This window comes from Natrinema hispanicum (assembly GCF_900111485.1).
In the GTDB taxonomy this organism is placed as follows: domain Archaea; phylum Halobacteriota; class Halobacteria; order Halobacteriales; family Natrialbaceae; genus Natrinema; species Natrinema hispanicum_A.
The window spans coordinates 44,373-66,105 of sequence record NZ_FOIC01000012.1 but is presented as its reverse complement, the minus strand read 5'-3'; the positions used below and the strand labels follow the sequence as shown (position 1 = coordinate 66,105).

23 protein-coding genes are annotated in these 21,733 nt (G+C 62.9%); 10 read left to right on the top strand and 13 right to left on the bottom strand.

Annotated features, from left to right (window positions below):
* The first annotated feature begins 2 nt into the window (after nucleotides 1-2).
* Both BSG09_RS12240 and BSG09_RS12235 read left to right on the top strand, forming a co-directional pair.
* Nucleotides 3-743, top strand: a complete 741-nt coding sequence (locus tag BSG09_RS12240; protein WP_092933509.1) for a uroporphyrinogen-III synthase — start codon at nucleotides 3-5, stop codon at nucleotides 741-743.
* A 92-nt stretch (nucleotides 744-835) separates the two neighbouring features.
* A complete protein-coding gene (locus BSG09_RS12235; RefSeq protein ID WP_092933507.1) occupies nucleotides 836-2,314 on the top strand; it encodes a single-stranded-DNA-specific exonuclease RecJ in 1,479 nt (492 codons plus the stop codon).
* A 15-nt stretch (nucleotides 2,315-2,329) separates the two neighbouring features.
* Here the strand turns inward: BSG09_RS12235 and BSG09_RS12230 are convergent, their stop codons facing one another.
* The gene (locus BSG09_RS12230) at nucleotides 2,330-3,079 is read right to left on the bottom strand and encodes a PHP-associated domain-containing protein (RefSeq protein ID WP_092933505.1); all 750 of its coding nucleotides are present in this window, start codon (nucleotides 3,077-3,079) and stop codon (nucleotides 2,330-2,332) included.
* A gap of 319 nt (nucleotides 3,080-3,398) precedes the next feature.
* Between BSG09_RS12230 and BSG09_RS12225 the strand changes: the two genes are divergently transcribed.
* Both BSG09_RS12225 and BSG09_RS12220 read left to right on the top strand, forming a co-directional pair.
* Nucleotides 3,399-4,319 carry a DUF7551 domain-containing protein gene (locus tag BSG09_RS12225; protein WP_092933503.1) on the top strand — a complete coding sequence of 307 codons (921 nt, stop codon included), beginning with the start codon at nucleotides 3,399-3,401 and terminating at the stop codon, nucleotides 4,317-4,319.
* Complete coding sequence (locus tag BSG09_RS12220) at nucleotides 4,316-5,110, top strand: DUF7260 family protein (RefSeq protein WP_092933501.1); 795 nt, start codon at nucleotides 4,316-4,318, stop codon at nucleotides 5,108-5,110. The genes BSG09_RS12225 and BSG09_RS12220 overlap by 4 nt, the downstream gene beginning before the upstream one ends.
* 51 nt (nucleotides 5,111-5,161) lie before the next feature.
* On the opposite strand, the gene BSG09_RS12215 is transcribed toward BSG09_RS12220, so the two are convergent.
* Nucleotides 5,162-5,560, bottom strand: a complete 399-nt coding sequence (locus BSG09_RS12215; protein WP_092933499.1) for a hypothetical protein — start codon at nucleotides 5,558-5,560, stop codon at nucleotides 5,162-5,164.
* Nucleotides 5,561-5,754: 194 nt separating this feature from the next.
* On the opposite strand from BSG09_RS12215, the gene BSG09_RS12210 reads away from it, so the two are divergent.
* Together BSG09_RS12210 and BSG09_RS12205 are read left to right on the top strand one after the other, a co-directional pair.
* Complete coding sequence (locus tag BSG09_RS12210; RefSeq protein WP_092933572.1) at nucleotides 5,755-6,072, top strand: DUF5783 family protein; 318 nt, start codon at nucleotides 5,755-5,757, stop codon at nucleotides 6,070-6,072.
* Between the two features lie 83 nt (nucleotides 6,073-6,155).
* Nucleotides 6,156-6,518, top strand: a complete 363-nt coding sequence (locus BSG09_RS12205; RefSeq protein WP_092933497.1) for a NifU family protein — start codon at nucleotides 6,156-6,158, stop codon at nucleotides 6,516-6,518.
* A 132-nt stretch (nucleotides 6,519-6,650) separates the two neighbouring features.
* Here BSG09_RS12205 and BSG09_RS12200 read toward each other — a convergent pair whose 3' ends face one another.
* Nucleotides 6,651-7,559 carry a ketopantoate reductase family protein gene (locus BSG09_RS12200; RefSeq protein ID WP_092933495.1) on the bottom strand — a complete coding sequence of 303 codons (909 nt, stop codon included), beginning with the start codon at nucleotides 7,557-7,559 and terminating at the stop codon, nucleotides 6,651-6,653.
* A gap of 49 nt (nucleotides 7,560-7,608) precedes the next feature.
* Nucleotides 7,609-7,914 (bottom strand): DUF7130 family rubredoxin-like protein, encoded by a 306-nt coding sequence (locus BSG09_RS12195; protein ID WP_394328124.1) that lies wholly within the window; start codon nucleotides 7,912-7,914, stop codon nucleotides 7,609-7,611.
* Between the two features lie 83 nt (nucleotides 7,915-7,997).
* Between BSG09_RS12195 and BSG09_RS12190 the strand changes: the two genes are divergently transcribed.
* Nucleotides 7,998-8,216: a hypothetical protein gene (locus BSG09_RS12190; protein WP_092933491.1), complete on the top strand. Its 219-nt coding sequence runs from the start codon at nucleotides 7,998-8,000 to the stop codon at nucleotides 8,214-8,216.
* A gap of 30 nt (nucleotides 8,217-8,246) precedes the next feature.
* Here the strand turns inward: BSG09_RS12190 and BSG09_RS12185 are convergent, their stop codons facing one another.
* The 5 genes from BSG09_RS12185 to BSG09_RS12165 all read right to left on the bottom strand — a co-directional run bounded on the left by BSG09_RS12185 (nucleotide 8,247) and on the right by BSG09_RS12165 (nucleotide 14,952).
* Complete coding sequence (locus BSG09_RS12185) at nucleotides 8,247-8,636, bottom strand: CopG family ribbon-helix-helix protein (RefSeq protein ID WP_092933489.1); 390 nt, start codon at nucleotides 8,634-8,636, stop codon at nucleotides 8,247-8,249.
* A 60-nt stretch (nucleotides 8,637-8,696) separates the two neighbouring features.
* Complete coding sequence (locus tag BSG09_RS12180; protein WP_217650123.1) at nucleotides 8,697-9,926, bottom strand: MFS transporter; 1,230 nt, start codon at nucleotides 9,924-9,926, stop codon at nucleotides 8,697-8,699.
* Nucleotides 9,927-10,358: 432 nt separating this feature from the next.
* Complete coding sequence (locus BSG09_RS12175) at nucleotides 10,359-10,697, bottom strand: TFIIB-type zinc ribbon-containing protein (protein WP_092933485.1); 339 nt, start codon at nucleotides 10,695-10,697, stop codon at nucleotides 10,359-10,361.
* Nucleotides 10,698-10,913: 216 nt separating this feature from the next.
* On the bottom strand, nucleotides 10,914-14,531 hold the full coding sequence (locus BSG09_RS12170) for a DNA polymerase II large subunit (RefSeq protein WP_092933483.1): 3,618 nt from the start codon (nucleotides 14,529-14,531) through the stop codon (nucleotides 10,914-10,916).
* A gap of 1 nt (nucleotide 14,532) precedes the next feature.
* Nucleotides 14,533-14,952 carry a PPC domain-containing DNA-binding protein gene (locus BSG09_RS12165; protein ID WP_092933481.1) on the bottom strand — a complete coding sequence of 140 codons (420 nt, stop codon included), beginning with the start codon at nucleotides 14,950-14,952 and terminating at the stop codon, nucleotides 14,533-14,535.
* A gap of 267 nt (nucleotides 14,953-15,219) precedes the next feature.
* Between BSG09_RS12165 and BSG09_RS12160 the strand changes: the two genes are divergently transcribed.
* Nucleotides 15,220-15,624, top strand: a complete 405-nt coding sequence (locus BSG09_RS12160) for a hypothetical protein (RefSeq protein ID WP_217650122.1) — start codon at nucleotides 15,220-15,222, stop codon at nucleotides 15,622-15,624.
* A 307-nt stretch (nucleotides 15,625-15,931) separates the two neighbouring features.
* Here BSG09_RS12160 and BSG09_RS12155 read toward each other — a convergent pair whose 3' ends face one another.
* Nucleotides 15,932-17,161, bottom strand: coding sequence for an MFS transporter (locus tag BSG09_RS12155; RefSeq protein ID WP_092933477.1), 1,230 nt, complete (start codon nucleotides 17,159-17,161; stop codon nucleotides 15,932-15,934).
* Nucleotides 17,162-17,252: 91 nt separating this feature from the next.
* The gene (locus tag BSG09_RS12150) at nucleotides 17,253-17,591 is read right to left on the bottom strand and encodes a DsrE family protein (RefSeq protein ID WP_092933475.1); all 339 of its coding nucleotides are present in this window, start codon (nucleotides 17,589-17,591) and stop codon (nucleotides 17,253-17,255) included.
* Nucleotides 17,592-17,749: 158 nt separating this feature from the next.
* Between BSG09_RS12150 and BSG09_RS12145 the strand changes: the two genes are divergently transcribed.
* Together BSG09_RS12145 and metX are read left to right on the top strand one after the other, a co-directional pair.
* Nucleotides 17,750-19,147 carry an O-acetylhomoserine aminocarboxypropyltransferase/cysteine synthase family protein gene (locus BSG09_RS12145; RefSeq protein WP_092933473.1) on the top strand — a complete coding sequence of 466 codons (1,398 nt, stop codon included), beginning with the start codon at nucleotides 17,750-17,752 and terminating at the stop codon, nucleotides 19,145-19,147.
* On the top strand, nucleotides 19,144-20,352 hold the full coding sequence (gene metX, locus BSG09_RS12140) for a homoserine O-acetyltransferase MetX (RefSeq protein ID WP_092933471.1): 1,209 nt from the start codon (nucleotides 19,144-19,146) through the stop codon (nucleotides 20,350-20,352). Before BSG09_RS12145 ends, metX begins: the two co-directional genes overlap by 4 nt.
* Before the next feature lie 96 nt (nucleotides 20,353-20,448).
* Here the strand turns inward: metX and BSG09_RS12135 are convergent, their stop codons facing one another.
* The gene (locus BSG09_RS12135; protein WP_092933570.1) at nucleotides 20,449-20,844 is read right to left on the bottom strand and encodes a hypothetical protein; all 396 of its coding nucleotides are present in this window, start codon (nucleotides 20,842-20,844) and stop codon (nucleotides 20,449-20,451) included.
* Between the two features lie 199 nt (nucleotides 20,845-21,043).
* Nucleotides 21,044-21,709, bottom strand: coding sequence for a phosphoserine phosphatase SerB (serB, locus tag BSG09_RS12130; protein ID WP_262488525.1), 666 nt, complete (start codon nucleotides 21,707-21,709; stop codon nucleotides 21,044-21,046).
* Nucleotides 21,710-21,733 lie beyond the last annotated feature (24 nt).

The window sequence follows — 21,733 nt, the reverse complement described above, 5'->3', positions numbered from 1 at the left end:
CAATGGGCGAGACACCCACCGTGGCCGTCTTCCGGCCCGACGACGACCGGCTCGAGCAGGCCATCGCGTTCCTCGAGGATCGCGGCGTCGAGCCGATCCCCGATCCGATGCTAGCCGTCGAGGCGACCGACGCCGTCCCGCGAACGGACGCTGACTACATCGTCTTTACGAGCAAGACCGGCGCGGAGCTCATCTCAGAGGCGGGCTGGGAACAGAGCGATGAAATCGTGTGTGCGATCGGTCCCGCGACGGCCGACGCCCTCCGTGCGGAGGGCTATGCGGTCGACGTCGTTCCCGAGGAATACACCTCGAGTGGCCTCGTCGAATCGCTCGGTGACGAGGTCGACGGCGCATGTGTCGAGGTTGCCCGCAGCGACCACGGCAGTCCGGTGTTGCTCGAGGGACTCGCGGACGCGGGCGCGTACGTCCATGAGACGATCCTCTACCGGCTGGTTCGCCCCACTGATAGCGGCGAATCAGCCGCGCTGGCTGCCGACAGCGGGCTCGACGCTGCCTGCTTTACCTCGTCGCTGACCGTCGAGCACTTCCTCGAGGCCGCCGCCAAGCGGGGACTCCGCGGGGACGCGATTGCAGGCCTCGAGGACGCTGTCGTCGGCGTCATCGGTGAGCCGACCCGCGAGACGGCTGCGGATCACGGCATCGACGTCGATCTCGTCGCAAGCGAGGCCACGTTCGAACGGTTGGCCACGGAAACCGTCGACGCAGCGACCGACAACGACTGATCGAACCCACCGCTGTGAGGCGACTCCGCGAACGGGACGCGGTGAGCCAGTGATCCGCGGGTTTATGAGCGAAGCCGACTCACGTTTCCCCGATGGCAGGGCCGGTTCCCGAACTCGAGGATCGTGCACACGCTTGTGCCGAACGGCTGTGTGCGGCCGATCGCGTGTTGCTCGCCTCGCATATCGACGCCGACGGACTCACGAGCGCCGCGATCGCTGCCCAAGCGCTCGAGCGGGCGGCGATCCCCTTCGAGACGGTCTTCGAGAAGCAACTCGACGAGGACGCGATCGCCGCCATCGCGGCGACCGACTACGGCACCGTCCTGTTTACCGACTTCGGGAGCGGCCAGCTCGACGTGATCGGCGAGTACGAGGACGCCGGCGATTTCACGCCGATCATCGCAGACCACCACCAACCCGCCGACCGGGACACCGAGTACCACCTCAACCCGCTGCTGGTCGGCATCAACGGGGCCTCGGAGCTGTCGGGAGCCGGCGCGAGTTACGTCCTCGCGCGGGCGCTCGCGAACGTATCTGACAGTTCACCAGCCACCGCAACTGATGGCGGAACTGTTGCCGGCCCAGCAGGAACGACGGCCCGCGCCGACAACCGCGACCTCGCCGCGCTCGCCGTCGTCGGTGCCGTTGGCGACATGCAGGCCGCCGGCGGCGAACTCCACGGGGCGAACGAGGCGATCGTTGCGGAGGGCGTCGACGCCGGCGTCCTCGAGACGGGCAAAGACCTCGCCCTCTATGGCAAACAGACCCGCCCGCTCCCCAAACTCCTCGAGTACGCCACCGACGTCCACATTCCGGGCGTCTCGAACGACGCAAACGGTGCGTTGCGCTTTCTCGACGGGCTCGATCTCGAGTTGAAACGCGACGGCGAGTGGCGACGATGGGCTGACCTCTCAGGGGAAGAGAAACAGACCGTCGCCAGCGCACTGGTCCGGAAAGCCGTCTCGAGCGGCGTCCCCGCAGCGAAGATCGACGAACTCGTCGGCACGGCCTACGTCTTGAGTGAGGAACCGGTCGGCACCGAACTCCGGGATGCAAGCGAGTTCTCGACGCTGCTCAATGCGACCGCCCGCTATGAGCGCGCTGACGTGGGGCTTGGAGTCTGTCTGGGGAACCGTGACGGCGCACTCGAGCGTGCCCGGCAACTCCTGGCCGAGCACCGACGAAACCTTTCGAACGGGATCGATCTCGTCACCCGCGAGGGGACGACCGAAGAAGCCCACATCCAGTGGTTCGACGCGGGCGAGGAGATCCGCGAAACGATCGTCGGGATCGTCGCGGGGATGGCGATGGGCAACGAGGGAATCAGCCGCTCGAAGCCGATCATCGCCTTCGCAGCGAAAAACGACGACGAGCTGAAAGTCTCCGCACGCGGCACCCACTCGCTCGTCCGGCAGGGACTCGATCTCTCGGTTGTGATGGGCGAGGCCTCGAGAGCAGTCGGCGGCGACGGCGGCGGCCACGACGTCGCAGCAGGGGCGACGATTCCCAGTGAGCACAAAGGAGCATTCATCAAACACGCTGACGAACTCGTCGGCGAGCAACTGTCCTGATCCGGGCGACCCAGGCTATCGGTCCATCGACGCCGGTACGGTCGGCAGTAACGGGGCGCGCGAAGTAAACACGTACGCCGACTTGCGCACCGCGCCCTTTCCGTACTGGACGGCACTTTTGCGAATCGGCGTCCGCTTGCCGTAGATTTGCGTTCGGCCCTCGAGAATCGCCGCGATGAGATCGTCGCCGTCGATGTCGGTTTTCGTCGGGGACGCCGTGTCGGGCGTGACGAGGACTTCGGTGTAGGATTTGCCCACGTTGGGGAGGTAGTGGGCGTCGCTGGCTCCGATCTGGGGATAGTCCCGTCGATTCGCAAAGAGGCGCGCGCGCCGATTTCGGTATCCCGTAAAGACCATCGAGTTGTAGGTCTCGATCGCGTCGGCATCAGCAATATGGCGTTTCCGAACGCCGTGGCGGCTACGCTGGAATGGATGAGGGACGATCGCGACGCCGCCCAGTTCGCGGACGGTCTGGACAGTGTCCATGAACGCCTGGCCGGGCTCCGGTCGGTTCTCGACGCCGATCGCCAGCAGGTGGCCGTGTTTGGTCGAGACTTCGACGCCGGGAATCCCGATCAGATCGTACTCGGGTGCGAGAGCAGCAGCACGCAGCGACTCGTCGATCTCGTCGTGGTCAGTGATGACCACCCCGTCGAGACCGATGTCAGCGGCGTGCTCGAGGATGAGTTCGACCGGCTCGTGGCCGTCGTAGGAGTCCTCGGAATGGACGTGAAAGTCGATCGCGAACGGGATCTGCGTAGTCATGGGGAGCCAACTGTCAGTGAACGACAGACGTCGCTACTGCCAATAACTTGTTATCCGGTATAAACACTGTGCTGCCACCGACAGCCGGTCTGCAGGCGTATTCAATATATCATTATCCAGTTTACGTCTGCCGACAGCGAGCGTGGCTCGAGGCGGCTGAAACCGGCCACAATAGCCGTGAATGAGTAGCTACGTGCCGATCCGACAATCGCTTTTGGCTACCACCGTGGAGCCTAGCCACTATTAGGTCTGCCTAAAATCCGGAGAACTTATAGTGGTTTAGGTTGGCCTAAAGCATACGAACCTACTGGAGACAATCATGGTCGGAACGACGCTCAGAGAGATTCGCCGCTCCATCGAACGGCTGGCCAGCGACGACGGGGAATACAACGTCGTCTGTGCTCGCTCCGGCGAACAGCCCGTCCCGGTCGCCGGGCGGCGGTTCGCGACCCGTCCGGACGCAGCGGACGCCGCACGCGCGACCGAACAGTACCGCGCCGCCCTCAGACGATACGATCCACAACTCCCGTTTTACGATCCAATCGTCCAACAGACGCGAGCGGATATCGAGGGACAGACCAGTGACACGCCCGGGCACGCAACGACAGCACGGGAGCGACGCCGGTCGGCCGATCAAACACACGCTGGGACGACTGACGGCCCGCTGATCGGGTTCTGCCACGATGTCTCCGGTGCCGTCTTCGAGGCGCTCTCGAGTCGCGATCACGAGCGCGTCGAGCGGGCGATCATGGACACGTATCTGGCCGCTGCCGAGGCGACGACCGACCGAAACGCGCTCTGTCTGGTGTTGCTCGAGACGATCGCAGCCGAACTCGATCGACACCTCACGGCGACCGAGCGAACCCGATTGCTGCGGGCGGCAGCAGCGAACCTCTCACCGGTCGATCCAGCCGACGATCCGGTCGCGACGAGCCTCGCATATCTGGATTCGCTGTCGCTGATCGGCGCGTACGGCGTGACACGCGAGTCAGCCGCTGGGACCAGCGAGAGCGTCTGGACCGTTACCCTGCGGGAGTACGCGATCGACAGCGGCGAGCGGCGGTTTCCGACGCTACCGATCGGGATCGACATCCTGCGTCGGACGGCACCATCGACGGCATCGCTGGGTGTACACGAGGTTACCGCGCTCGGCGACGGCGACTGGCAGTTCGTGGTCACGACCGACGAGCGGACGAGTGGCGGCCTCGTCTGCACTCGCGCCCACGCGGAGGATCGATGACGGGGGCGACGACGGCCCACCGAGCGCTCGAGTGTCTCGCCGAGGAGTGGGAGACGCTCGCGGATCGCGACGCGGCACTCGAGGCGTTCGCCGACCGCGTTCGGGCGGTTCCAGCCGCACAACCGACTGCGTTGCAGGCCCAACAGGCGGCAGCGCCGATGGCGACGCAGGCGATTCAGGGACGTGGAGCGACCCCCTCGGCATCGGACGATCACTGTGCTTCTGTCAGGACGGCGTTCGACGAAACCGTCAGACAACACAGTAGCGGCTGCGAGGACGAATCGCGGTTCGAGGCGATGGCAACCACGCTGACCGAAGACGTCGCCGGCGCACTCGCGACCGACACCGGCTGGACGCCGCCACTCAAAGCCGCGGTGCTCGAGCCAGTGTCGACCAGCCGCCGGGAGCTTGCGGCTCGACGGGAGATCGTACGGGAAGAACGGTCGACGCTCGAGACGGCAATTGCGGAGATCGACGAAATCGTCGGCTGGCTACAGATGACGGTTGACGAGTCGTTCTTACAGTGTGGCTTCGACGACTTGCGAGCCAAACACGAGCGGCTCGAGACGTATCAGGATCGCCTCAAGACGTGTCTCAGCCGGCGGCAAGCACAGCTTACCGGGTCGACGCCTCGAGACGAGCCGAGCGGACCACAGTATCGATCAGTCATCGAATCGATCTACGCGAGCGGTCCCGCTCGATACCCGCTGCTGTCGACCGCGACACAGCTGTACGGCATCTGTGGCGACTGTCAACGGACGGTTCGAGCACACCTGACGCGGCGTGTCTAGTAATACCAATCCTACACAGCTGGAGCGAACGGCTCGGCAAGCGAAACGAACCTACCGCCGGCGATCCGGCGACGACGCCTCGTCTGGAACGAGTTCGGAGAAACTGACGCGGTCGAGTATCGCTTCGACCGCGACCGGATCGATGGCTGTGTCGGCGGCCTCGTGGATGCTATGCATACACTCGAGTAAGCCGTCGAGGGCGGCTTGGCGCGTCGAGACGTGAGCGATCGATCGAGCGATCGTCGAATCCGTAAGGAAGAGCTGGTAGCGAAGCTCCCAGCACCGACAGAGCCCGAGCGCTGGATGGGAGCGATCGGGATGGGTACTGTCCGCGATCAGCTCGATCACAGGGTTGCCATGCCGGTAGACGAACCGATCGTCATCGAGTTTCGCCAGTCCCCATCCCGGCGGGAGCGCTTCGGGTGGAATGGGCTCCTGTTTGGTACCCATGTTCTCGGAGTCGCCAAGGGTCGGAGTGGCCGTTCCGCTTGCATACGCGGGCCTCTGTATAGGCACCCAATACAGTTTCAGCGGACTGGTACCGAAACTGCTGATCGGACGGCAGGGACAGACCAGACCAGGGTGACTCGGTGTCGAACGAACCGATCGTCCGACTTTTGTCGTCGCTCACCCTCTGGTCGGATATGGCCGACTTCGACCCCGAGCAGTTCGAAGACAAGTACGCCAACTACTTCCCCGAGCTTCAGCAGGCGTACAAAAACGCGTTCAACCGGATGAACGACCAGTACGACTCCGAGCTCGTCCACGCGATCGACCAGCAGGTGCTCAACGAGAGCGAGCCCTTCTACGAGAGCGACGGCGAGTTCCGCGTCGAGCTTCCCGACGACCCCTACGGTCGGCTCTCGGGCGTGCTCGTCGACGAGGAGCGCTTCGAGCAGGTCCTCGAGCGCCACGTCGAGGAGATCGAAGCCGAACTTCAGCGCGTGTTCGGCTTCGCCTAACGCGGGCCCAGAGCCGTCGGCGTCACCGACGGCCGAACGGTGAGGACGGAAGGTTTAGGGGGGCTGATACCCAAGTGGGGTCCATGAGCACCGAGACCCAAAACGACGGGGACGACCTCGAGGAGCGCGTGACGAACTTCCTGCGACGGAACTTCCCGCAGATTCAGATGCACGGCGGTAGCGCAGCGATTCAGGACCTCGATCGCGAAAACGGCGTGGTCAGCATCGCCCTCGGCGGTGCCTGCAGTGGCTGTGGCATTTCGCCGATGACGATCCAGGCGATCAAGAGCCGCATGGTCAAAGAGATCCCCGAGATTGAGAAGGTCAACGCCTCCACTGGCATGGACGGCGAGAGTGACATGGGCGGCGGCATGAGCCCCTCCTTCCCCGGCGAGACCGTCGACGACGACGGCGAAGCCGACGAAGGACCGGAAGCACCGTTCTAATCCCCGTTTAGCGCGTTCGATCCGTCGGGTTCGGTATTTTCGAGAACGATCGCAGCGATAGCGCGCCAACTGAACCGAGTCACACTAATCGGAGGGTTGTCGTGGGATTGGGTGTGCAGTGGCGACTATCGCTCACCGAAGGCCACGACCCTGTTCCCACGTCCGGATCAGCGCCGTAAGCGTTCGATTCGTCGGCACTTCGAGCCCATTCTCGGCCGCTTGCTCGACGACGTAGCCGTTGATCGCATCGATTTCGGTGCGCCGTTGGGCGGCGAGATCCTGGGCCATCGAGGACGTGTTCGCGGCCGTCGCCTCGGCGACGGTTTCCATTGCGGCCAGTGCCTCGCGGTTCGACAGCGACACGTCACAAGCACGTGCGACCCGTGCCGTTTCGCGGGTCGCTGTGTGTGCGAGGTCGGCCGCTGGCTCGGCGCGGACCGCCTCGTTTTCAGTGGCGGTCAGGGCCGTGACAGGGTTGATCCCGGCGTTGACCGCGAGTTTTTCCCAGAGCCGGCGAGGCATATCGTCGGCGACGGTCGTCTCGAGGCCAGCCGCGGCAAAGGCCTCGCCGACCCGCTCTGCACGTGCTGAGGAGCCCCCGTCTCGTGGCCCCAGCACGATCTCGCCGGGACCCGTACACTCGACGATCCCCGGTTCCTGGAGGATCGCGCCGTAGGTCGCCGTGCCAGCGAGTACTGAGGCATCGAGCCGCGTTGCGAGCGTCGCTTCGTTTCCCATCCCGTTTTGGAGCGAAAGCACGGCCTCGATCGACCCTGTCGCGAGTGTGTCGGCTGCCGCGGCGGTGTCGAAGGATTTGACCGTGACGACGGCGAGATCGGCCTCGAGTCCCGTCCCGTCGGTCGTCGCCGCGGGGACCACACGGGACGGCCCGTCGTCGACGGCACCCTCGAGACGCAGTCCCGACTCACGAACGGCACGAGCGTGGGCCTCGCGGGCGACGAGCGTGACGTCGTGGTCGCGTGCGAGCAGCCCGCCGACGAGACTCCCGAGGCTGCCAGCCCCGAAGACGACGATGTCCATGGCTCGAGGTGGAGCGAGCGGGATAAAAACGGTTGTTGTCCGGCTGCGCTCAGTCTTCAGTCCAGTAGTACAGCTCCTCACGCTTGGCACCGCAGGACGGACATGCGTCGGGGAGATCGCTCTCGAGGCGACCGAGCTCGCCACACTCCCAGCAGCGCCACATGAGCTCCGCTTCGCCGAACTCGTGGCCCGATCGAACGTGTTCGACGCTCAGTCCCTCGATTCCGTCACGGAGCGTGACGTAGATCCCGTCCTCGTCGACACCGCGAATTTGGCCGATTTCCGTACCGTCTTGGGTATAGACCGTCGTTCCGAACGCGAGTTGTGAGTTTTCGATCGCCATGTGTGTCACCATCGTCGATCTACGCCCGCCGTCAGAATAAATCCCTATCCGCTATATAGAATTGCTGCACCGCAGGAGTTGCAACCGGCGTACGTGTGCTATTTTTCCGTAACCACCGACGCCACCTTCTCTACCTCATCGGCGTCCCGTATACGGCCGTCCAGATCCCGATCTGGCTCGTGGCCAAGTCGGAATACGGGGTGGTCGACTACGTCGACGAGGCAGTTCAGATCGTCTTGATCGTCGTGTTGGTTTACCTCTATCCGAACACGTCAACTGAACCTGCCAAGCCCGCGGCAACGCCAGCAGACTGAGCGACAGTATTTGCGGATCTTCCGCCGCTCTCAGTTATCTCTGAGGACCATGATTTTCACCCGGTTCACGCCGTCGAAATCACGAAGCCGGTAGGTCAGTTCTCGGACCCGCTCGCCGGCACCCTGACAGAACAGCGACTCGAGACACCACTCTCCCTGGTGGGTGTGACTAGTGTTGAGGATCACGTCTTGATACTCGTGTTGGACACCGTGGAGTTCCCCGATCACCTCGTGATGACGGTAGTCGAAGGCGACGAGTGCGATGACATCGTCCGTCAAGTCCTCGAGTTGTGAATGCGATTCGATGTACTCCTGCATCGCTTCACGGACTGCTCGTGATCGGTTGGCGAGTCCCTCATCTTGCCAGACCTGGTCGAACTCTTCGACGACTGCATCTGGAATATTGAAGCTCGTTCGCATCGGGTTCTGTTCGTCGCCCTTGGATAAGAGTTCTGAGGAGAGCGACCCTTCGGTTCGGTATTACGTCGGTTCTCGTTCGATAGGTGTCTCCCAGAGCAAGATCCCTGTCGAACTAATGATGAGGATGACCCCAGCCACGGCGAGAGCGAACAATGGGGTGACGATGTCGGAGATGATGCCACTCCCAAGTTGGAAGGGGACAACTGCGAGTCCGCTGACCATCGCCATCGCGCTGAGAACAGTCGCACGTCCCATCGTCTCGAGATGATCGTTGATGTACTGGCTAGCGAACGATCGGGTCACATCAGAAAGCCCGCGAACCAGTAGGAACGTCGGCAAGGCAAGAACCGGGACGAAATACATCCCCACCAGTGCCCCGCCGACGACGAAGGGCAGTCCCAGAAACCACAGTCGCAGTCCGAGACGGTCGCGAATCGCACCAGTGTAGTAGCTCAGCCCTGCGCCGAAAAGACTATACGCCGCGTAGAACCATCCGAGCAGTGATTTAACCTGCGTCTGCGACACACCAAAGTCGAGAACGACTGTCTCGAAAATCGGTTGGAGAAACACGAACACGAGGTACGTCACCGCCGCATAGAGAACGTAGTAATACAGAACGAACGCTCGGATGTTACGCTGTGAGACCGTCCGACGGATCATCGAGAGTGTCTGCCGAAAACTCAGTTCCGTAGTATCGGCTTGTTCGTAGGTTTCAGGTTCGTCTATTGTTAGGAGGACGAACACACCGATTGCCGTGACTGTGGCAGCGACGAACCACGGGTACGAGAGGTCAATACTTCCGAGATAGCCACCGACGATCGCCGCACCTGCGCCAATCGCCAGTGAAACGGACTCTCCCCGCCCACGGACGTGTGCGAACTCGTCTTCCGAGAGGTCGTCGGTGAGCGTATCGTACAGCCAGGCATCTTCGCTTCCCGAGCGAAAGTTGTAACCTGTCGACCAACACACGTACAGGACCACAAGTGCCCCGAAGGAACTGGATAGCCCGATCCCGAGCAGTGTGAGTGAAATGAGGGCGGTTCCGATAAGGAGACTGTTGCGCCGACCAACACGGTCACCGATATAGCCTGTCGGAATCTCCCCCAGCAGCGTCGTCAGATTGTATATCGCTTCAAGAATGGCGATCTGCGTGAAGGTGAGTCCCTGGGCGAGAAAGAAGAGATACATAATTGGCCGATAAAATTCAACCGCTTTTGTCGATTTGTAGAGATAGTATTTCAGAACGCTCGGAGAGGGAAGATCAGCGGAATTTCGGAGCGGAACAGCCATATCTGGTATGGATATCCCGGAAGAATGGATGTTGTGTTATGATCATTCTCGCGTTTCGTAATACTGCTGTACCGAACAGGGAGAGCCGTTCGTCATACTGTCGGACAGAACTATTTGAAGATCGCTCGCTCATATTCGGCCGTCACCGCCGTCAACAGCCGGTTTTCGCGAGCGACTTCTCACTGACTGCTGTCCGACAGTATCAGTGCCCACGAGTGAGACAGCCTGCTGTCAGTCAGTGCCGGTACACCCGCAGGACGGTCGCGGGTCCACCGGCACACAGTGACAGTAAAGCGTCTGAACGTCGATTTGAAATGGGTACCTACCGACGTATCCAAAACCACGCATCACAGCCCCCGCGAAACCCAATAGTCTCCGCTTCAGGTCGCGCCGCTGCCAACTCCGGACTGAATCGACTCGCCTCGAGCCCGCTCAGTCTTCGGTCCAGTACATCAGTTCTTCGCGCCCGGTCCCACAGTTCGGGCACTCGTCGGGGAGTCCACCGTCGATATCGCCCATTTCGCCACACTCCATACAGCGCCACATCAGGTGCGCTTCGCCGAACTCGTGGCCCGACCGAGCGTGTTCGACGCTCATCGCTTCGGCACCTTCGCGTGTCGTGACAAAAAAGCCACTCTGCTCGAAGCCACGGATGTGGCCGAGTTCGTTACCGTCCCCGTCGTAGACCGTCTGCCCGAAGTTGAGTTTCCGAACCGCCTCGACGGCCGCTTCCTCGCCTTCCGATGCCGGTGTCTCGCCAGTGTTGACCATAGACCGACCACGCCGGCGACGGGAATAAAGTCACAGCACGCATTATGCGGGGGTTGCTCGAGTCACACCTCGCTTCCGCCCAACGGGGGCGGGCAGGCCATTGGCCGCGGTGTGAGCGGTTGCTGTTCCGCAAGCGACCGAGCGCACGGTATGACACACGAACAAGAACAGCGTGGCAGGTGGCTGTAAGTCAGGGGCGCAGCGTAAAAGATCGGGTCACATGAAGTCCTCGATCCCGCTTTGCTTGTTCTTGTCATTTTCGAAAATACTCTCGAGCGACCGTTCGAGGACCTCGAGTCGCTGTTTCGTGTAGTCGCGACAGTCGTACTCCTCGGCGACCTGAATCGCGGTCTGCATGTACTTGTTGACCGAGCCCTTGTGGACGGTGAGATTGACGCGGCCGCCACACTCGCGACAGTCGCCGGTCAGGGGCATCCGACGGAACTTCTCGCCGCAGTCGAGACACCGCGTCTCCTGACGTGAGAAGGCCCGCAGGTTCCCGATCAGGTCCGGCAGGAAGTGGTACTCGATAACCCGCTCGGCGACGTCGGTCTCGTCGACCGCCCGGAGCTTCCGTGAGAGCTCGAGTTGGGCGTCCATCTTGTCCATCATCGAGCCCAGCGTCTTGTACGCCGAGAGATCGGGGCCCATCGCGATGTCGGTGGTGTCGTGAGTGTGTTCGAAGCCAGTGTACTCGGTGTCGGTGCCGAGCGTGTCCTCGGCGATCTCGACGTCGACGTCCTCGGGGTCGGCCTGCTCGCGGGTCGCGAGGTAGAACTCGCGGGGGTACTGGGAGACGACGTCCATGTTGTGGGCCTCGTCGTCGATCTCGGAGGGGTCGATCCGCGAGGACATGACCAGCGGGGCGTCCATCTTCCCCCCGCGCTGGTTTGGCAGAAAAGACTTACTGAAGTTGAGAAGTCCGTCGAGAAGCAGCATCACGCAATCTTCGTCACCGTCACAGTTCCTTCGTTTCGCGGCGTGAAAGTACGGATGCGCGTATCCGACCGCCGCGCTCGTAAAGCCAATCACACGTCCGACAGTTGCTGCCGACGTGTGCGGTGCCATCCCGAAGACGAGTTCACCGACGAGGTCCTGGCGGTCCTCGAACTCGTAAAACGGCTCGAGGCCGTAATACTGTGCCAAGAGGTCGTCGATGAAGTCGGCGGTCTGGAGCATGTGCTCGGCCGCACCGTCGGAAAGGACGATGTCCTGCACTTTGAGTTCGACCAGCTGGTCCTCGTGAGTGAGCGGTTCGCCGTGGATGTCTTCCTCGTAGCCAAGGGCCTGGAGCTGGCCGACGTCGACGTCGAGTTCGCTTGCCCGAACTGACGTGACCGGCAGGTCGGTCATGTCGTAGCGAACGGTGCCGTCTTTGAACGCGCTCACGTCGTGTTTCGCCCGCAGGATCCCTTTCTCGATCGGTTCGGGGACCTTGTTCTGCGAGGAGAGTCCCTTGACACCTTTCAGGATCTCGAAGGCGTTCTCGCGTTCGCCGACCGACTCGAGGGCGCTCCGGAACTCATCGTGAACGTCGATCTCGCGGGTCTCGACGCAGGTTCCCTCGCGCTCGCAGCGATCGCACTCGACGCGGCCGGCGTCGTCGGGCTCGAGGCGCTGGTCGCAGTCAGGACAGCGATAGTCCGGCGTCGTCCGCTCGTTGCAGTCGGGACAGCGGTTTTTGAACGTCTCCGTGCCACAGGTCTCACAGCACTGGCGGCCGATCTGGAGTTCGACGACGCCGGGGGTGTCCGACATCGTCTCGGCGTGTTTGGCGGCGTCGGCGACGTTACGCTGTGCGCCACCGGCCTCGCCGATCGGGAACAGCGTGTGGACGGGCGGACTCAGGTCACGGCGCTCTGACTTCTCGGGGCGGCCCATCCGGTTGCCGATCCGGGTGGGGGACCGCTCGCGAACCTGGAAGGGAGCGACCTCGTTGACCGCCTCGATGGCGTTGTCGCCCGCGGCCTCGTGTCCCCACGTCCGCGCGCGTTCGGAGAGGTCGTCGTCAGTCCAGGTGCGCTCGAGTTCGACCGTTGGCGCTTGCTCTGGCTCGAGCGTCGCGCCGTCGGCGACGGTCTGGCGGGGTTCACAGCCGACCGTGTGGACGAACGGCCGCCAGTCGTCGATCTCGATGTGGCCCTCGCTCTCGCGCTGGCGATGTTCGATGACGATCGTCTCGAGCGCGTCGCGGACCGGCTCGGTATAGTCGAGGATGAGCGTCTCGTCTCGAATCCGACCGTCAGCGACGGCCTCGGCAAGCATACAGAAGGCGTCGACGGACAGGTCGTGCCAGAGGTACGTATACTCCGGATGGAGAGGGGCGTCGTATTCCGCGGTCCACTCGAGGGCCTCCTCGGCGTCGGGGAACTCGAGATCGATCCGGGGATCGTCCTCGAAGGCCTGGACGTCCGCACCGGCGGCCGCGAGATCCTGCACCCACCACTCATAGGTGTAGGACGCGGGCGCGAGTGGGTGATTGTTTTCGACGAACTCGCCGTAATTGACGAGATACTCGCCGAGATCGAGGATCTTCTCGACACCATTGCGGATCTCGAGGGCGTCTTGGGGGTCGTCGATTCGCCGAACGTCGCCGTTCGCGAGTTTGATGGTCGGCCCCTCGATGGAGTCGACGGGGACGACGCCCGCGGCTTTCCCAGGGCGTTCGGTCTTGATCTGGGTCCCCGTCGCGAGGAAGTCGTCGACCAGATGCATCGCAGCGGGATGGACGCCGGCGGTCGCGAAGCCGTGGTTGCGCGCCCGACCGTAGCGCAGCCGGAAGCCGCCCTCTGCACAGGGATGAGAGAAGACGGGCCGACCGGCGATCAGATCGCGGAGGAACTTCGTCGACTCCTCGACGCGCGGGGGGCCCTCGGGTTCGTCGTCCGCGGCATCGTCTCCGTCGGCGGCTGCGTCTTCCTCGTTGCCGTCTCCCTCGTCGTCCGCGTCCGCATCCGTGTCGCTCCCCTCGTCGTCCGTATCCGCAGCGTCGTCGTAGTAGGTCCCGTCGATGAGATCCTGCAGCCACGGCCAGTCGACCTCATCCAGGTTTCGGGTGTAGCGCTGGATCTTCGGCGCTTTCAGCGCGATCCCCTCCGCGAGGACCAGACACATCCCACCGCGGGCGCTGTTGGTGTCGACCCGCTCTAAGTCGCGAAAGCCAGAGACCTCCTCGTCGCCGGTGGCCTCTCCATCCAGCATGATCGGCATGTGCTCGGCGATGAACTTCGTCTCCTTGTCCTTGGGCGTGTACTGGAGGCCGGTCTCCTTGTCGTACAGCGAGATCTCCTCGGCGTAGCGCTCGATCTCGTCGTCTCGAGCCTTGTACTGGTCGATCCCCACGAGCGCGCGGGTGTAGTCGGCGACGAGTACCGACAGCGCCTGTGCGGTCCCACCCGCAGAGCGAATCGGGCCGGCGTAGTAGACGTTGACGAACTCGGTGCCGTCGTCGTTCTGGAGGATTTCGACCTTGTCGATCCCCTCGATCGGCGCGGCGACGACACCTTCAGTCAGCAGAGCGACCGCAGTGCGAACCGCCCCCTCGACCTTACCGGCTTTCGACTCGTAGTCACCGACCCGGCCCTCGGCGAAATCTTCCGCGAGCTCGAGGGCAGCTTCTTCCCTGCTCATCTCGCCTTCGAGTTCGCGGACCCGTTCGGCGACGCCGTCGATGCCCAGAATGTTCTCGACGCGGTCGGCCATGTCGCGTGCGGTCGGGATCTCGACTTCGGGTTTCGGATCGCCACCCCGTCGTTTGGCTCGCTCGGCCACGTCGAACGCATCGTCTAACTGGGACTCGAGCCGTTCGAAGTAGCGTTCGTCTTCCGCCCGCATGTCAGAGCCAGAGGTCGAGGTCGGTCGTCTCGTCGTGTTCGCGCTCGAGTGGCTCATCGAAGACGCGCATGTGGACCTCGCCGGCCCAGACCGTCGCCTCGTTCAGGTGGCCGGCGACCGCGTTGCCGTCGGGCCCGGAGAGGACGACGTGGGTGTGCGCGAAGCGCTCGTCCTCGAGCAGCGAGACGTTGCCGACGCAGCTCGCGACCTCGAGGGGCTCGTCGAATTCGATCGGCTCGTACGCACACTCGTCCTGATCGTAGAACCACAGTTCGGCGTCCTGGACCGCGCCGAGCGCGGTAAACCAGGCGGCATCGGCGTCGACCGCGTCGGCGAGGGACTCGATCTCGGCCCGCCAGTCGGCACCCGTCTCGAGGCGGGCGACGTACTCGTCGGTCGTCTCGACGGCGCGATAGTGCATACCGCTACTGTGTCGGCCGGCAGAAAAAGCCCACCGGTCGCGTCGCAAGACTACCACGGCCGTTGATGGGTTGCAGTCCGCCGCGGCGTTCGTACGGTCTGCTATCACTGCGTCTTGGCGCACCCACACGACATGGATGCGTCAAAACGGGCTAACAGGTATCCGTGAGCGTGTCACAAAAAGACTCACAGATGGATTGTTTTAATTGTATTGATGGGCAGACAAACACCTCTAAAATTACTTATTGATTGAACAGACATTTATTGTATGAAACGTCGTACCGTTGTTTCGGGCACGATTCCGCTCTGCTCGGGGCTTGCTGGATGTACGGGGCTGCTCTCTGATCCCCCGATGCTCTCCGTGACCGTCTTTAACCGGTCCGAGAGTCCCTATACAATCGAAATGGCCTTTTCACGAACAGATGGAGACCTCTCCAGAGGCGAAGCCCGGGTGTTCTCAGGATCGATCAGTGTTGAGCCAGACGAGCAAACTGTCCGTAAAGACGTTGCTGAACGACAGCAGTATGTTATAGAGTACAGCCTCTTCAGAGACGATGGTGGTCTAACAGAACAAGACAGCTTCCACTACTATCCGGGTGACGAGAGTGAGGGTGGTGGTCTGACGTTTGATATTACTCCGTCAGGAACCCTGACGCGAAGGTGGGCCGTTTGAACGTGTCCTTATCGAAAATACCTTGTTAGGTAAATTGTTTTTGATTGATAGGAGATGGACGATATACCGGTTATTCAGTTAGTAACACTCTGGTTTGTCATACTAGTCTACATACAAACAAGCTCAGGAGGAGGCGGTGCAATTAATATGATTCTAGGGACAGTTGCTATTCTCCTTGTGTATATTCTCCCACTCATCCTGATCATTTTCACTGTTCTGAGACTGATCGATAACTAATTTAGCAGTACTTACCGTTCACTACGGAGTCCTCTTTGTTATGGTCAATTCTATAATATGAACGTCTGTATCAGGCGTCACCACGGCCGCTCGAGCGAACCCGATCGGTCTCGAGCGAGAGTCGCAGGAAAATCGGGACCGTAACGACGGCGATAGTGATCTCGAGGCCGCCGACGACGAGAAAGGCAATATCGTAGCCATAGCGGCCGGCGACGGTGCCACCGAGGAGGAAGCCGCCGAGGAAGCCGAGGCTGCCGGCGAGGTTGAACCCGGCCATGGCGAGGCCGCGCTCGCTCTCGTCGGCCAGATCGGAGACCAGCGCCATCGTCGCGGGGGCGACTAACGCGCCGAGGACGCCGACGGCGATCATCGCGATCGCGGCGGTCGGGATCGACGGCGCAGCACCGACGGCGATGATGCCGACGCCGTAACACAGCGAGCCGACGACGATCGGGATCGTCCGCCCGATCCGATCCGAGAGCGCGCCCATGGGGTATTGCAGGAGAGCGAAGGGCGCGAAAAAGCACGCCAACATGAGCCCGGTCAGTCCGGCGTCGAGGCCGAACTGCTGTTGGAAGTACAGCGTCCCCACGAGCGCGAAGAAGCCGGCCGTGAGCCGGTCGACGAACCCGAAGGCGTACGGGACGGAAAGCGTCGGCTGCCGGCGAACCCCGTCGATGAGCGCGCGAGCGGTCCGGCGCGTGTCGGGCGTCCGGTCGTCGACGCGCGAGACGGCGAGGCTCACGCAGACGAGCAAGCCGGCGGCGACGACCAGCGGCGCGCGCGGATCGAGCTCGGTCAGTTGGCCGCCGATTGGCGCGCCGAGTGCAGCCCCGGAGCCGATGGCGATTCCGGCCGCGCCCATGTTCCGGCCGTGCCCGCCCTCTAGGTCCATCAGCATCGTCATCGTCAGCGAGAACGCCCCAACGGTCATCGCCCCCTGGAAGACGCGAAGAGCGAGCACGCCCGCGAAGGGGATCGAGCCCAGCGTAGGGACGGCGGCGAGAGCAGCGTAGCCGACCGCGCCGGCAATCGCGCCGGCGACGATAAACGGTGTCCGCCGGCCGGTCGTATCGCTCACGATTCCCCAGACGCCGACGAACGCGACATAGGCGGCGAACTCGGCGATCAGAAACCACATGCTCGCGTCGAGCGCGCTTGCGGCAAAGGCCGAGGTCGTCTCGTCGGCCCCAAGCGTCGCGACGAGCGTCGACACGCCCGGATAGAGCAGTAGCTGCGAGAACAACACCGCGAAGACGAGGACGGCGAGGACGATCCGATCGCGGTCGCTCGAGTGCACGGACAGTCGTTGACGCTACGGGCCTATGAAGCGTCCGTTCTACTTCGGCGTGACGTCGTGTCGACCGCCGGGAGCCACAGTGTGACCGACGCTACGGCCGGATGTAGGCGTATCCCTCGCTCTGGAGTCGTGTGAGTTCACCGCCGCCGGAGGGGACGGGTTCGACGCCATCGACGAGATCAGACTCCGCGAGGTCCTTCAGGTCGAGGGTGTTACTGCAGGCTTTGACTGAGAGACCGCTCTCGAGCAGCGATTCAACCATATCACTGCCATCTCCGCCGGCTGTGAGCGGCTCAATTCCGTCACCCTGCGCAACGATTGCGATATCGTCGATCTCGACCGAGTCGTCTTCGGTGAGGTTCTCAGCGATGGTGAGCGCCGTCTGTTGTTGCTGTGGATCGGCAGCGATGAGGTGGAAAACGGTCTGCACACGTTGACAGCCGGCTTGTCTTTCAATAGAGATTGAGCCTGCAGACGAAACGGCTCCCGGAGCGGCGCTGGCCGACGGTGAATGAGAGTTATTCTCTAGTCTGCTGTTTTTGCCGTTACTGCGACGCATATGAGGATGGAGCAGTATGCATACTAAACATGAGCGACGACGCGAGCGACGGGCACGAGGCCGACTCCGACGCCGAGCGTGGCGGGCGCGGGCTCGGCACGCGCAGCGTCCACGCCGGCCAGTCTCCCGATCCGACGACCGGCGCGAGGGCACCACCGATCTACCAGACCACCTCCTACGTCTTCGAAGACGCTGACACCGCCGCCGACCGCTACGCCTTAGAGGACGACGGCTACATCTACTCTCGGATCGCCAACCCGACCGTTACGGTCCTCGAGGAGCGCCTTGCTGCACTCGAGGGCGGCGCGGGCGCGGTCGCGACGGGCAGCGGCATGGCCGCGCTCGATTCTGCAGTGCTGATCCTTGCCGAGGCGGGCGACAACATCGTCTGCTCGACCGACACCTACGGCGGGACATCCACCTACTTCTCGAAGACGGCCACGCGCCGGAACATCGAGCCGAAATTCGTTCCCACCCTCGAGTACGACGCCTACGAGGAGGCGATCGACGAGGACACCGCCTTCGTCCACGTCGAGACGATCGGCAACCCCTCGCTCGTGACGCCGGACTTCGAGCGCGTTGCCGACATCGCCCACGACAACGGCGTGCCGCTGGTCGTCGACAACACGTTCGCGACGCCGGCACTGTGTCGACCCTTAGAGCACGGGGCCGACGTCGTCTGGGAATCGACGACTAAGTGGCTCCACGGCTCGGGAACGACCGTCGGCGGCGTCCTGATCGACGGTGGTTCGTTCCCGTGGGGAGAGCACGGATATGACGAAATTGCCGGCCAAAACCACGCCTACCACGATACTGACTTCTCGCGGGACTTCTCGGATGCACCCTTCGCCGCCGCCGCTCGCTTCCGCTCGCTGCGCAGTCTCGGCAACCAGCAGTCTCCCTTCGACGCCTGGCAGACACTGCAGGGACTGGAATCGCTGCCACTTCGCGTCGAGAAACACTGTGAGAACGCCGCCATCGTCGCGGAGTACCTCGATGACCACGAGGACGTCGCCTGGGTCACCCACCCCGGTCTCGAGGATCATCCGACCCACGACAACGCCTCGCAGTATCTCGAGGACTTCGGCGGGATGGTTGCTTTCGGACTCAAGGGGGTCGACGAGTCACACTCGTCTGCACGCGAGACGGAGTCTCGCGGTGGGTTCGAAGCGGGCAAGACCTTCTGCGACGAGGTCGAGTTGGCTTCCTTCCTCGCGAACATCGGCGACGCGAAGACGCTGGTGATCCACCCGGCGAGCACGACGCACGGCCAGCTCTCGCCCGAGGAACGGGAAGAGGCTGGCGTCACCGAGGACCTGATCCGGCTGTCGGTCGGGATCGAGGATCCCGAAGACATTCTAGCCGACCTCGAGCAGGCGATCGAAGCCGCGACGCGAGCCTGTCGATCGGATGGTGAGACACGATGACAACGAAAGATACGATCGATCTCGGCGAGTTCCAGTTCGAGTGCGGGGAGTCGATCCCCAGCCTCGAGGTAGCCTACGAGACCTACGGCGATTTTACCGGCGATAACGCGGTGTTGATCTGTCACGCACTCACTGGCAGCGCCCACGTTGCCCGCCGGCCGGACGCCGGCGACGAGACCGCAGGTCAGGCCCGCGCCTGGTGGGGCGACGTCGTCGGGCCCGGGAAGGCGGTCGACACCAGCGAGTACTACGTGATCTGTGCGAACACGCCCGGGTCGTGTTACGGGACGACCGGGCCCGCAAGCGAGAATCCGGAGACGGGCGAGCCTTACGGCACCGACTTCCCGCCAGTCACGATCGGTGATTGGACCCGCGCCCAGCGCCAACTGCTGGACGAACTGGGAATCGGCCGGCTCCACGCCGTCGTCGGCGGCAGCGTCGGCGGCATGAACGTCCTCGATTGGTTACGACGGTATCCCGACGACGTCGAACGGGCCGGCGCGGTCGCCACCGCCGCCAAACTTGATCCGCAGTGTCTCGCGCTCGATACCGTCGCCCGACGGGCAATTACGTCCGATCCCAACTGGAACGGCGGTCACTACTACGGCGGCCCCGAGCCCGAAGCGGGACTGGCTCGTGCCCGCCAGATCGGCCACATCATGTACCTCTCGAAGGCCTCGATGGGCCGAAAGTTCGGCCGCCGATCGGCAGGTCGCGAAACCGTTCGCGAGGAACCGCCGGACCCCGCGGCCGCCTTCTTCCCCTATCGGGAGGTCGAGTCCTATCTGGACTATCAGGCCGACAAGTTCACCGATCGGTTCGACGCCAACAGCTACCTCTACATGACGCGCGCGATGGACGACTTCGACCTCGCGGCGGGCTATGAGTCCGACGCCGACGCGCTGGCGGCCTTCGAGGGCGAACTCCTCGTGCTGTCGTTTACCGGCGACTGGCACTTCACTGTCGAACAGGCCGAGTCACTCTCCGAGTCGGCACGCGAGGCCGACGTCGATGTCGCCCACCACGTGATCGAGTCCGACCACGGCCACGACGCCTTCCTCGTCGAACCCGAAACCGTCGGGCCGCCGCTGTCGGATCTGCTCGCTGACGGCCTCGGCGGCAGCTCGATTACCGACACGGCCCCGGAACAACCCGACGAAACAGGGGAGTTCGCGCCGGTTCACACGAGCCTGTTTTCGAGGTAATCGGGTCTCGAGGCCCTGCGCTGCTGGCGCTGGTATCTCTGCTATTGGCCGACGGGTAGTCAAGCGACGCCAGGTCAGTACGATCGGAAAAGAGAATTAGCGGCCGTTACCCTGTCCATAGGCGTTCGAGGACCCGTGATCGAACGAGACGTACTGTTCGGTGGTCGGCCGACCGGAGCGGCGACGGTCGAGCCAGTATTGCAGATCGGCGACGAACAGGGCGAGGTTTTCACGCGCGACGAGTTTCATCGAGACACCCTGTGGCGAACGGAACAGCGCGATCAGTGACCACATGGTCCCAGCCGCGAGCGCGCCCGCAGCGGAGAAGCTCATCCCAAGCGTGAAAAACGTCGTCGCATAGACGAAGCCGATTCCCATCGACGGCAGGCTCGTGCCGAGGGGAACACGCGCACTCGAGTCACGGAGCGTTGGTGCGAGGAAAACGATCGAAAGGCTGCTCCCAATCATGAATACGAGGTCTTGCCACATCATCATAGTCGCTTACTCAGTTGTGAGTTAAAACTCTCTCGGTCGGGAAATGGGCAGTTAGCACTGACAGTCAGTGAACACTGGGAATATAACTGAAACCGTGAGTAGAACGGGAAGCGACGACGGGAGCGACACATCGAACCGTCGTCGCGGGGCCACAACTCCCTAGTAGGCGGCCTAATTCAGCATTGGTCCTGGCCGATTAGGGCTCGGCGAGGACGGTCTCCTCGATCAGCGTCTCGCGGGCCTCGTCCATCGACGTGACGACGACATCACAGTGGGGTTCGACCGCCGGTTTGGGTTCGAAGCCGATCGCGAGGCCAGCGACCTTGAGCATCGGCAGATCGTTTGCACCGTCGCCGACCGCCACGGTTTCGTCGAGGTCGACGCCGACGTCGTCGGCGAGGTCCTCGAGCGCGTCGTCTTTGGTGCCCTCGATCAGCGGCCCCTCGACGTCGCCGGTGAGCTCGTCACCGTTCATCGGCAGCCGGTTCGAGACGATGTGGTCGACGGAGACGCCTTCACGCTCGAGGGCGGCCGCAACACCGCGCTCGAATCCGCCGGTGAGAATGGCGGTCGTGACGCCGGCGTCGTTCAGTTCCTCGATGAGATCGGCGGCTCCCTCGCGGAGGACGACCTCGTCGAAGGCCGCTTCGGCCTCTGCTTTGGGGAGGCTCTCGAGCAGGGACGCACGCGAGCGCAGACTCTCGGCGTAGCCGATTTCGTCGTTCATCGCGCGCTCGGTGATCTCGGCCATGTCATCGGCGACGCCACAGCGGTCACCGAGCAGGACGGTCATTTCGGAGTCGGAAAGCGTTCCATCGAAGTCGAAAGCGACGACTGTCATTGCTCGCCGCTTGTGGGTCACCGGATAAACCAGTTCAGGTTTCGA